Origin of the sequence: Streptomyces sichuanensis, from assembly GCF_020328095.1 — a bacterium.
GTDB lineage: Bacteria > Actinomycetota > Actinomycetes > Streptomycetales > Streptomycetaceae > Streptomyces > Streptomyces cinnamoneus.
The window spans coordinates 1-11,370 of sequence record NZ_JAIXMK010000177.1 but is presented as its reverse complement, the minus strand read 5'-3'; the positions used below and the strand labels follow the sequence as shown (position 1 = coordinate 11,370).

Below are 11,370 nucleotides of genomic sequence, written 5' to 3'. Positions count from 1 at the left end.
GCCGCGGCCACCGCGCACCCGACGGCCGCCGCCACCGGCCCGCGCCGCCGGCCCGTCCCTGCACGCATGCGCCCTCCCTCCGTCACCGGTACTCCGCCAGCCGGCGCCCGATGCCGAGCACCGCGCCCGCCGCGCCCAGCACGGCCAGCACGACGGCCCCGACCGCCAGCCCGGCGAGCGCACCGCGCCCGTCGTCCGCCGCCCGCCGGAACTCGCCCTGCTCGTGCGTCAGCGCCCGGCTCAGCCCCGTGTCCACCCGGTCGAACGACTCGCCCGTGCTGTCCTTCTCGCCGATCACCTTCGGCAGCGCCCGTTCGTAGTACCCGCTGTCGTCGGAGGCGCGCGCGTCGCGGTGGCGCTGCTGCCACTGCCGTACGTCCTTGATCGCACCGGCCACCGGGTCGCGGCCGTCCGCGCCGTCGGCGAGCTCCTGCGCCCGGTCCAGCAGGCTGCCCTCCTCGGGCGCGCCGCCCACGGAGACGCTGTCCCCGCCGATGAGCTTCCGCATGCCCGCCCGGTAGCTGCTCTCGTACACGTCGTCGCCGCGCGGGGTGAGCACCGCCCCGCGCGCCACCAGGGTCAGGCTCTCGTCGCCCCGGGCCTGGAGCGCCGCGATCCGGGCCTCGTTGAGCACCTGCAGCGACTTGGCGCCGTGCTCGTAGGACTGGGTCAGCCCCGCCCGGGCCACGCCGTGTCCGACGGCCAGCCACAGCAGCAGCACCGTCGCCGCGGCGGTGGAGGCCAGCAGGCCGTGGTTGAGCAGGCGGTTGGTGCGCAGGTACGTGCGGCGCTGCGCCCAGCCCAGGGCGCCCAGGGCCAGCACGCCGGTGGTGAACGCCGCCCAGGGCAGGGTCTTGGCGTCGCCGTAGTCGGAGCCCAGGCGGCCGGTCTCCGTCTCGTACAGCGCGCGGGCCGCGGGCAGCAGCTCCTCGCGCATCCGGTCGCTGGCGTAGCGCAGGTAGGCGCCGCCCAGCGGCAGGCCCTGCCGGTTGTTGGCGCGGGCGGACTCCACCAGACCGGTGTAGAGGGGGAGTTGCTCGTTGAGCTTGGCTATCCGGGGCCCCGCCGGGTCGCCGGCGTCGGTGTTGGCGGCGGCCTTGACCAGCAGCTCGGAGGCGCGGGCGATGTCCTTCTCGTACCGCTGGCGCACCGCCCGCGGCTCCTGCCCGCCGGCCAGGAAGCCCCCGGCGGCGGCGGTGTCGGCGTCGGCGAGGGAGCGGTAGATGTCCGCGGCGTCGGCGCTCAGCGGCTGGCTGTGGCCGATGACGGCGTCCGCGGCCGCCGCCCGGTCGGAGACCTGCCAGGCGGTGACCGAACCGAACAGGACGAGCAGCCCGGCCAGGGCCGCCCCGATGATGCGCAGTCTGCCGGGCTCGGTGGTGGCCGCGGATCTCAGCCGGTCCAGCCCCTCGCGCCACGCGCTGTGCCCCGCGCCCGGATCCGGCTGCGGTGATGACGACACGTGACCTCCCCCTCGGTCTCCGGCTGTGCCCGGCCAGCCAGTATGGCCGCAGGGACTGACAAACACACCGGTTGTGCACCGATCTTGTGCGGACCGGGATCTTCACGGGCGTGTGCGTACGGTCCTTTCATCTCATTTCACGCGTGCCCTGCCAGTTCGGTTCCCGTGCGAAGGCCGGGACGGGCCCGCCGCACACGTCCCCGCCTCCGCACGGGACCGTGTGCCCTCAGGGGCCGGCCGGCTCCGCGTAGTGGCTGCGCAGCCGCGCATAGGCCGCCGGAGGGGCCCCCACGTGGTCCAGGGCCAGCAGGGCGGCGCCCAGGACCGGCGGGGCCGTGACGAGCCGGGGCACGGCCAGGGGGGCGCGGGCGGCCAGCAGGCCCACGATGCGCTCGTGCAGCAGCGGGTGGCGGGCCGCGAGCACGCCGCCGCCCAGGATCACCGGAACGTCCGCGTCCAGCAGGTCCAGCCGGGTCAGGGCGGCCGTCACCATCGCGACGATCTCGTCGGCCTGCCGGGCCACCAGCGTCCCGGCGACCCGGTCCCCGTCCGCCGCCACCGCGAAGAGCACCGGCGTCAGTTCGTGCCGGCGCCCCTCCGCGATCCGGCCCAGGTGCAGGGCCTCGATGAGCTCCGGCATGCCGGGCAGCCCGAAGTGGGCGGGCAGCGCCCGGGCCAGCGCCGTGGCCTCGCCCCGGCCGTCCGCGGCGCGCGCCGCCCACCACAGGGCCTCCTCCGCCAGGGCCCCGCCGCCGCCCCAGTCGCCGGAGAGCCGGCCGATGGCCGGGAAGCGCGCCGTGCGCCCGCCGGGGGCCACTCCGGAGCAGTTGATGCCGGCGCCGCACACCACGGCGACCCCCGCCGGCTCGCCCTCGTCGGCCAGCCCGGCGCGCAGCAGCGCGAACGTGTCGTTGGCGACGGTGACCGTACGGCCCCACCCGTGCCCGGTGATCTCCTGCGCCAGCTGCTCCTCCTCCACCGGTAGGTCGGCGTTGGCCAGGCACGCCTGGACGTGGTCCACCCGCGGCGGAGCGGCGATGCCCGCCCGTTCCGCCGCCCGGGCGACGACCGCCGCCAGCTCCCGCACCGCCCGCGCGACCCCCACGCGCGGTGGCTGGAAACCTCCGCCGCGCGCCGTGCCGAGCACCGTGCCGCAGGCGCCCACCAGCGCCACGTCCGTCTTGCTGTTGCCCGCGTCGACGGCGAGCAGCGCGCCGCTCACGCCCACGCGAGGTGCTCCCGGTTGTGCGCGAGGAGCTCGTCGGTCAGCCGGTCCGCGTACGCCCTCTGCCCGATCAGCGGATGCGCCAGCAGCGCCGCGAAGACGCGGTCGCGGCCGCCCTTGAGGGCCGCCTCCAGCGCCAGGTGCTCGTACGCCGTCACGCCCGCGACCAGCCCGGCGTACAGCGGCTCCAGGGGCCGTACGGGCAGCGGCCGGGCGCCGTGCGCGCCGATCGTCGCCGGCACCTCGACGACCGCGTCGTCCGGCAGGAACGGCAGGGTGCCGTTGTTGAGGGTGTTGACCACCTGCACGTCGCCCGTGTCCGCCAGCAGGGAGGAGGTGAGGGCCACGGCCGCCTCGGAGTAGAAGGCGCCGCCGCGCTGCGCCAGCAGCTCCGGCTTCTCGTCCAGGGCCGGGTCGGCGTACAGGGCCAGCAGCCGCCGTTCCATGCCGGCCACCTCGGCCGCGCGCGAGGGCTTGGTGCGCAGCTCCTCGACGACCGCGTCGTGCTCGTAGAAGTAGCGCAGGTAGTAGGAGGGCACGACGCCCAGCCGGTCCAGCAGGGCGCGCGGCATGCGCAGGTCCGCGGCGATGGCCTCGCCGTGCTCGGCGAGCAGCCGGGGCAGCACGTCCTGCCCGCCGACCCGTACCGCCCGCTCCCAGGTGAGGTGGTTCAGGCCCACGTGCTCCAGCTCGACCTCCCGGGGCGCCACCCCGAGGAGCTTCGCGAACTTCCGCTGGAAGCCGATGGCCACGTTGCACAGGCCGACCGCCCGGTGCCCGGCCGTCAGCAGGGCGCGGGTGACGATGCCGACCGGGTTGGTGAAGTCGACGATCCAGGCGCCGGGGTTGCGGCGGCGCACGCGCTCGGCGATGTCGAGCACCACCGGCACGGTGCGCAGGGCCTTGGCGAGGCCGCCCGCGCCGGTGGTCTCCTGTCCCACGCAGCCGCACTCCAGCGGCCACGTCTCGTCCTGCTCGCGGGCCGCCTGCCCGCCCACGCGCAGCTGCAGCAGCACCGCGTCGGCGCCGTCCACGCCCGCGTCGAGGTCGGCGGTCCAGGTGACGCGGCCCGGGTGGCCCTGCCGGGCGAGGATCCGCCGGGACAGACCGCCGACCAGCTCCAGCCGGTCGGCGGCCGGGTCGATCAGGACCAGCTCCGTCACCGGCAGCACCTCGCGCAGCCGGGCGAAGCCGTCGACCAGTTCGGGGGTGTAGGTCGAGCCTCCGCCGACCACGGCGAGCTTCATACGCGCTTCATGGGAACACTCATCCCTTGACTCCGGTGAGGGTGACGCCTTCGACGAAGGCTTTCTGGGCGAAGAAGAACACGAGGACGACGGGTGCCATGACGAGCAGGGTGGCGGCCATGGTCAGGTTCCAGTTGACGCCGTGGGCACTCTTGAACGACTCCAGGCCGTACGAGAGGGTCCACGCGCCCGGGTTCTGGGCCGCGTAGATCTGGGGCCCGAAGTAATCGTTCCAGCAGAAGAAGAACTGAAACAGCGCGACCGCGGCGATGCCGGGCCGGGCCATCGGCACGACGATGCGCAGCAGCGTGCGCAGCTCTCCGCAGCCGTCGAGGCGCGCCGCCTCCAGACAGGCGGAGGGAAGGGTGAGGAGGAACTGCCGCAGCAGGAAGACGGAGTACGCGTCGCCGAACGCCAGCGGGACGATCAGCGGCCACAACGACCCCGACAGGTGCAGGTACTGGGCCCACACGAGGTACATCGGGACGACGACGACCTGCGGCGGCAGCATCATCGTGGAGATCACCAGCAGCATCACCGGCCGCCGCCCGCGGAAGCGGAACTTCGCGAGCGCATAGGCGACGGGAAGGGACGAGCACACGGTGAAGAGGGTGCCCAGCCCGGCGTACAGCAGCGAGTTGCGCCACCAGTCGAGGAAGCCGGGCGTGCGGAAGACCTCGGCGTAGTTGGACCAGTGCCACTCGTGGGGCCACAGTTCGCCGCTCATCGCCTGTTCGTCGCTCATGACGGAGGTCAGGAGGACGAAGACGAAGGGCAGGGTGAAGAAGAGGGCGGCGGCCACGGCCGTGGTGTGGACGGCTATCCAGTGCAGGGCGCGCTTGCGGGTCATCGGCGCTCAGTCCTCCGCCGTCAGCAGGCCGGCGCGTCGGCGCATCAGCAGCGAGGTCACGGCCATGGCGAGGGCGAAGAGCACGAGCGAGAGGACGCAGGCCGCACCGGTGTTGAAGTTCTGGAAGCCCAGGGAGTAGACGAGCTGGGGCACGGTGAGGGTGGAGTGGTCGGGGTAGCCGGGCTGGACGACCGAGCCCGGGCCGGTGCTCACGCCGGAGGCGAGCTTCCCGGCGACGAGGGCCTGGGTGTAGTACTGCATCGTCTGCACCACTCCGGTCACCACCGCGAACATCACGATCGGGGTGATCGCCGGCCAGGTGACGTAGCGGAACGTCGCGAGGCGGCCCGCGCCGTCGAGTTCGGCGGCCTCGTACTGCTCCTTGGGCACGTCCAGCAGCGCGGCCATGAAGATCACCATGAGGTCGCCGATGCCCCACAGCGACAGCAGGACGAGCGAGGGCTTGGCCCAGGCGGGGTCGTTGAACCAGTCGGGCGCGGACACCCCGAGGGCGGAGAGCCCCTCGTTGACCGGGCCCGTGCCCGGGTTGAGGAGGAAGACGAAGGCCACGGTCGCGGCCACGGGCGGCGCGAGGTAGGGCAGGTAGAAGGCGGTGCGGAAGAAGCCCGCCCCCGTCTTCACCTTGGTGACCAGCAGCCCGATGCCGAGCCCGAAGGCGACCCGCAGCGTCACCGTCACCACCACGAGCCACAGCGTGTTCCACAGGGCCGGCCCGAACAGGGGCATCTGGCGCAGCACGTAGGTCCAGTTGCGCAGGCCCACGAAGGTGGGGGCCTGGATCTGGTTGTAGTGCATGAAGGAGAAGTAGACGGTGGCGATCAGCGGGTAGCCGAAGAAGACGGTGAAGCCGGCCAGCCAGGGGGAGAGGAAGCCGAGCGTGCGCAGCCGCTCGCGGAGGCGTCTTCGGCGCAGCTCGGGAGCGGTGGGGAGGAGGGCCATGGGCGGGGCTCCGTCAGTTGGCGGACTGGAGGGTGTCGTCGTCTATCTGCCGGTCGAGCGCGCGCAGCCCCTTGTCCAGGTCACGGACCCTGCCCGCCTCGACGGCGTACGCGAAGTCCTGCAGGGCGGTGATGTACATCCCGCCGTTGACGGAGGGCGGCATGGAGACGCTGTGCCGGTTCTGCGCGATGGACAGGAAGGTGCGGAAGGCGGGGTCGGCGTCGAGGGCCGGTGAGGCGAGCGCGGCCTTGGTGGAGGGGACGTTGTGGATGGCGTTCGCGAAGGCGACCACCTGATCGGTGTCGGTCGTCAGGAACTTCACCAGCTCCCAGGCGGCGTTCTGGTGCTTGCTGCTGTGCGCGATGCCCGCGACGGTGCCGGTCAGATACCCGCGCCCGTACGTGTCCGGCCGGTCGTCCGGCACGGGCATGGGCGCGGTCGCCCACCGGAAGGACGGCCGGGCGTCCGCCAGCATCACGCTGCGCCAGGAACCGTCCAGGTGCATGGCGAGCTTCCCGGTCAGGAAGGCGTTCTGCGAGGACATCTCGTCGCCGAAGGTGGTACGGAACCTCTCCAGCGGGCCGTAGCCGCCGAGTGCGGTGATCAGGTCCCGTTGCACGCCGAAGAACTGCCGTGCCGCGGGCTCCCGGGAGAGCCGGGACCTGCCCTCACCGTCGAAGTAGCGCGGGTCCCACTGGGCGAAGAGCCGGTCGGGACTGTTCTCGTACAGACGGAAGTTGGGCATGAACCCCACCCGCCGGTACGAGCCGTCCTCCGTCCGCCGGGTGAGCTTCACGGCCGCGGCCTTGAACTCGGACATGGTGCGCGGCGGCCGCGAGATGCCCGCCTCCTCGAAGGCGTCCCGGTTGTAGTACATCCCGTAGGCGTCGGCGAGCAGGGGCAGGGCGCACTGCGTTCCCCGGTACTGCGTGTAGTCCAGGAGCGTCCTGGGGAAGACCTCCTTCTTGTCGAGGCCGGATCTGCGCAGGAAGGGGTCGAGGTCGACCCACATGCCCGAGGAGCAGTACTGCCCCACGTTGTTCGTGGTGAAGGAGGAGACGACGTCGGGCGCCTTCCCCCCGCCGGCCCGCAGCGCCTGGTTGACGGTCTCGTCGGTGACGTTGCCCGTCGACTCCACCCGGATGTGGGGGTAGCGCTTCCGGAACCGGGCGATCGCTTCGTCGACCGCCTTGACCTCGTTCTTCTCCGACCAGCCGTGCCAGAAGCGGAGGGTGACCGGCCGGGTCGGGTCGTCCCGGTCGCTGCCGGTGCCCGGGTTCGCGCAGCCGGTGAGCAGCAGGCCCGCCGTCGCGAGCAGGGCCAGGAGCGCGGCCGGTAAGCCGCGGCGTCCGCTTCGGGGCATGGCGGAACGTCCTTTCCGACGGTGGGGGGCGGGGCGGGAGGCGCTCCGGGGGGGCGGGGTGCCCGGTGGTCAGGCCGTGTCGAAGACCGTGTCGCGGGTGTCCGCCAGGGCGGTCTGCAGCGCGCCGATGAGGATGGGGGAGCCCTCCACGGTGCTCAGCCGCAGGAGCGGCCGGGGCAGGGCGAGTCCGGTCATGTCCGCCTCGACGAGGGCGCGCAGTCGCTCGCCGCCGGCCTGGCAGAGCTGGCCGGAGAGCACCACGAGCGCGGGGTCGACGACGGCGACGACCGCCGCGAGGCCGCAGGCGATGCGGGTCGCGAGCTCGGTGAGGAGCGCGTCGCCGGCGCCCCCGGTCCGCAGCGCGGCCGCCACCGCCTCGGGGGCCGTCGGCGCCTCGATGCCGAACTCCCGGGCCAGCGGCAGCACGGTGGAGTAGTCCACGAGCTGCTGGAAGCCGCCCCCGCCGTCCCCGATCGTGGCTTCGGGGCCGCCGCGGGCGAGCGGCGCTCCCGGCAGCGGCATGTAGCCGATCTCGCCGGCGCCGCCCGTGGCACCGCGCAGCAGCCGTCCGCCGAGGACGACGGCGGCGCCGACGCCCTCGTCGATCCAGACGAGCACGTAGTCCTCGGCGTCCTGGGCGGCCCCGGCGTACCGTTCGGCGACGGCGGCGAGGTTGACGTCGTTCTCGATGGCCACGGGCGTGCCGAGGGCTGCGGCGAGGTCGTCGCGCAGGGTTGTCGCGTGCCAGCCGGGCATGTGCGGGGCGTAGCGCAGGGTGCCGGTGGCCGGGTCGAGCGCTCCGGGGGTGCCGATGACGGTGCGGTGCAGGGCGTCCGGGGCGAGCCCGCCGGCGGCCAGGGCGCCGTGCACGGCCTCGGTCACCAGCTCGGTCGTGCGGTCGCGGACCGATGCGTCGAGGGCCACCGCCGCGACGCGGTGTTCACCGACGACGGTGCCGGTGATGTCGGCGACGGCGGCCGTGATGCCCAGCTTGTCGACGGCGAGGCCGGCGACGTGCGCGATGCCCGGATTCACCTCGTACAGCTGGGCGTTGGGCCCGGGGCGGCCCGTGACGTTGCCGATGGTGCGGACCAGCCCGGCGGCGGCGAGCCGGCCCAGCAGCTGGGAGGCGGTGGGCTTGGACAGGCCGGTGAGCTCGCCGAGGCGGGTGCGGGTCAGCGGGCCGTGGGCGACGAGCAGGTCGAGCGCGGCCCGGTCGTTCATGGCCCGCAGGACGCTGGGGGTGCCGGGGGTGCCCGTTCCTGCCATGGTGTCGCCCGCCCTTCGGCGGCGTGCCGGGACAGCCGCTCTGTAAGGAAACTTTCCAATCGCTGGTGGTGAGGACGGTATGCGCACGTCAAAGACGTCGTCAAGAGGTCTGGACCGCAGCGTCCGCGGGCCCGGGCGGAAAAATGGCGCGACGTCGGATACGCCCCGGTGTTAGCTTCCCGCTCCATGGAACCACTCGGCGACAACGACATACGCGCCTCCTTCGTCAACTGCTCGAAGGGCGAGGCGCGCAGGATCAGTCTGCCCCGCCAGCTGGCCGATCTCCCCTGGGCCGACCTGGACTTCCTGGGGTGGCGGGATCCGGGTGCGCCGGACCGCGGGTACCTCGTCGTCGAGCGGCAGGGCGAGCTGACCGGCGTCACCCTGCGCGTGCCGCAGGGCGGGCCCCGGGCCCTGACCAAGACCACCATGTGCTCGCTGTGCCTGACGGGGCACGGCGGCTCGGGCGTCTCCCTGCTGGCGGCCCGCAAGGTCGGGGCCTCCGGCCGCGAGGGCAACACGGTCGGCGCCTACATGTGTGCCGACCTGGCCTGCCCGCTGTACGTGCGCGGCAAGAAGGTGCCGCTGATGTCGATGCGTTACAAGGAGTCGCTGTCCCTGGAGGAGCGGCTGGAGCGGATGCGCACCAACGTGGACCAGTTCCTGGAGAAGGTCTTCCAGGAGCGCTGAAAGCCGGAGGGCTCCCTCACCACATCGGCGGTGAGGGAGCCCTCGGCCTGTTCCCGTCTCTGCCCGGCCTCCCGTTCTTCGTCCGGCCCGGCAGGCCGTCAGCCGATGCTGATGCCCTTGCCGAGCGTCGCGCCCGGCGGCACCGGGGCCGGCGCCGGTATCGGTGCCGTGGCCTGCGACTGCGGGGAGGTGGGGTTGGCCAGGACGGACGGTGCGGCGACGGTCGCCGCCGGGTCCGCGGCCGTCTCCAGGTCCGGCTCGACCGGGCGGCCCACGAGGCGGATGCCCTCCGCGTCCAGCGCCCGCTTGATGCGCCAGCGCAGCTCGCGCTCCACGCCGAGGGCCTTGCCGGGCATGGTCTTGGCCGACACGCGGATGACCACCGAGTCGAGGTAGATCGCGTTCAGGCCCAGCACCTCGACCGGCTCCCAGAGCCGCTCGCTCCACGGCTCGGACTTCTGCATGTCCTCACCGGTGCGCACGATGACCTCGCGCACCCGGTCCAGGTCCTCGTCCGAGCGGACCTGGACGTCGACGCCCGCCGTCGCCCAGCCCTGGCTGAGGTTGCCGATCCGCTTGACCTCGCCGTTGCGCACGTACCAGATCTCACCGTCCGTGCCCCGCAGCTTGGTCACCCGCAGGCCGACCTCGATCACCTCGCCGGAGGCCACTCCCGCGTCGATCGTGTCGCCGACGCCGTACTGGTCCTCCAGGATCATGAAGACGCCGGAGAGGAAGTCGGTGACGAGGTTCCGCGCGCCGAAACCGATGGCGACACCCGCCACACCGGCACTGGCCAGCAGCGGAGCCAGGTTGATCTTGAGCACCGAGAGCACGGTCAGTGCCGCCGTGCCCATGATCAGGAACGAGGCCACGCTGCGCAGCACGGAGCCGATGGCCTCCGAGCGCTGCCGGCGCCGCTCGGCGTTGACGAGCAGGCTGCCCAGGGCCGTGCCGTCGACGGCCTGGGCCGTGCGGTTCATGCGCGCGATGAGCTTGGTGATGGCGCGGCGTATGAGGTGACGCATGGCCACCGCGATCAGGACGATCAGAATGATGCGCAGGCTGTTGCTGAGCCAGGTGGACCAGTTCTGTTCGACCCAGCCCGCAGCGTCGTTCGCCGTTCGTTGTGCCTCGTCCAGGGACGAGGGACGGGGCGTCGAGTCTGGGGCCGGGGCAGCGGACCAGAACACAGCAGGAACCCTCCGGTGTGGGACAGACCCGCGACGAGGAGCGACGCGGGGCAGACCCACCACACTAACGGGGCAGACCGCCTGCCCCGTTGTTGTGTTCGATAAGCGGCAGTTCTTGTGCGGGAATGGCGGTGGCTGGTTGAGGTGAGCTCCCAGGTGTGCGCCAAAACACCTGAGACCCGTTACCCGTGGATGGTGGCGCATCGGCCAGGGGCCAGGGGACACTTGCAGGAGATCGTCCCGGCGCGAGCCACGCGCCGCCGGCGTACAAGGAGGCACCCGTGCCGCACGTCCTGGTCCTCAACGCGTCGTACGAGCCGCTCGGCGTCGTACCGCTCCGCCGCGCGCTCATACTCGTCCTCAATGAGAAGGCCGTCAGCCTTGAGGACTCCGGCGCCTATCTGCACAGCGCGACCTGCACCGTCCCCGCCCCCAGCGTCGTCCGCCTGAAGCGCTTCGTGAGGGTGCCCTTTCGGGGCCCCGTACCGCTCACCCGCCGTGCCCTGTTCGCCCGCGACGGCGGGCGCTGTGCGTACTGCGGTGGCGTCGCAACCAGCGTCGACCACGTGGTCCCGCGCAGCCGGGGCGGCCAGCACGCCTGGGAGAACGTGGTGGCTGCATGCCGCCGCTGCAATCACGTCAAGGCCGACCGGCACGTCTCGGAGCTCGGCTGGCGGCTGCGCCACCAGCCCGCGCCGCCCTCGGGCCTGGCCTGGCGGATCATCGGCACGGGCCATAGGGACCCGCGCTGGCTGCCTTACCTGCAGGCATACGGCGCGGAGGACGCGATGGCCCGGATCGACGGCATTTCCGCCTGAGGTCCGGGCCACCGTTGTTTCCGGCCCCCGGACGCCGGGCGGTGCCCTCACGGCCCGCCCGGCGGCCGGCACCCGGCACCCGGCACCCGGTGCTCCGGCGTCCCACCGGACGGCGCTGTGGCCCGCCGGGCTTCCGGCCTTTCGTGGCTACGTCCGCGTCCTGCCGGTCGGCGTTGCGGTCCGCCGGGCTTCCGGCCTTTCGTGGCTACGTCTGCGTCCTGCGGGACGGCGCTGTGGCCTGCCGGCTGGCCTTTCCGTGGCTACGTCCGCGTCCTGCCGGTCGGCGTTGCGGT

10 protein-coding genes are annotated in these 11,370 nt (G+C 73.0%); 2 read left to right on the top strand and 8 right to left on the bottom strand.

The annotated features are described in order from the left end of the window. Positions 1–82: 82 nt before the first annotated feature. The 7 genes from LE181_RS29945 to LE181_RS29915 form a co-directional block, all read right to left on the bottom strand. On the bottom strand, positions 83–1,462 hold the full coding sequence (locus LE181_RS29945; protein WP_225664656.1) for a GlnX family signal transduction membrane protein: 1,380 nt from the start codon (positions 1,460–1,462) through the stop codon (positions 83–85). Between the two features lie 226 nt (positions 1,463–1,688). Continuing rightward, complete coding sequence (locus LE181_RS29940) at positions 1,689–2,690, bottom strand: N-acetylglucosamine kinase (protein WP_225664655.1); 1,002 nt, start codon at positions 2,688–2,690, stop codon at positions 1,689–1,691. Further along, a complete protein-coding gene (locus LE181_RS29935; protein ID WP_225664654.1) occupies positions 2,681–3,934 on the bottom strand; it encodes a 6-phospho-beta-glucosidase in 1,254 nt (417 codons plus the stop codon). The genes LE181_RS29940 and LE181_RS29935 overlap by 10 nt, the downstream gene beginning before the upstream one ends. Positions 3,935–3,953: 19 nt before the next feature. Next, positions 3,954–4,784, bottom strand: coding sequence for a carbohydrate ABC transporter permease (locus LE181_RS29930; protein ID WP_225664653.1), 831 nt, complete (start codon positions 4,782–4,784; stop codon positions 3,954–3,956). A 6-nt stretch (positions 4,785–4,790) separates the two neighbouring features. Beyond that, positions 4,791–5,744 (bottom strand): carbohydrate ABC transporter permease, encoded by a 954-nt coding sequence (locus tag LE181_RS29925; RefSeq protein ID WP_225664652.1) that lies wholly within the window; start codon positions 5,742–5,744, stop codon positions 4,791–4,793. A gap of 13 nt (positions 5,745–5,757) precedes the next feature. Further along, positions 5,758–7,107, bottom strand: coding sequence for an ABC transporter substrate-binding protein (locus LE181_RS29920; RefSeq protein ID WP_225664651.1), 1,350 nt, complete (start codon positions 7,105–7,107; stop codon positions 5,758–5,760). Between the two features lie 69 nt (positions 7,108–7,176). Next, on the bottom strand, positions 7,177–8,376 hold the full coding sequence (locus LE181_RS29915; RefSeq protein ID WP_225664650.1) for an ROK family transcriptional regulator: 1,200 nt from the start codon (positions 8,374–8,376) through the stop codon (positions 7,177–7,179). 186 nt (positions 8,377–8,562) lie between these two features. Here LE181_RS29915 and LE181_RS29910 point away from each other — a divergent pair, with 186 nt between their 5' ends. Beyond that, positions 8,563–9,066 (top strand): FBP domain-containing protein, encoded by a 504-nt coding sequence (locus LE181_RS29910; RefSeq protein ID WP_225664649.1) that lies wholly within the window; start codon positions 8,563–8,565, stop codon positions 9,064–9,066. A 98-nt stretch (positions 9,067–9,164) separates the two neighbouring features. Here the strand turns inward: LE181_RS29910 and LE181_RS29905 are convergent, their stop codons facing one another. After that, entirely contained in the window at positions 9,165–10,259 is a 1,095-nt protein-coding gene (locus LE181_RS29905) for a mechanosensitive ion channel family protein (protein ID WP_225664648.1), read from the bottom strand. Between the two features lie 281 nt (positions 10,260–10,540). Between LE181_RS29905 and LE181_RS29900 the strand changes: the two genes are divergently transcribed. Then, entirely contained in the window at positions 10,541–11,077 is a 537-nt protein-coding gene (locus LE181_RS29900; RefSeq protein ID WP_225664647.1) for an HNH endonuclease, read from the top strand. Positions 11,078–11,370: the final 293 nt, after the last annotated feature.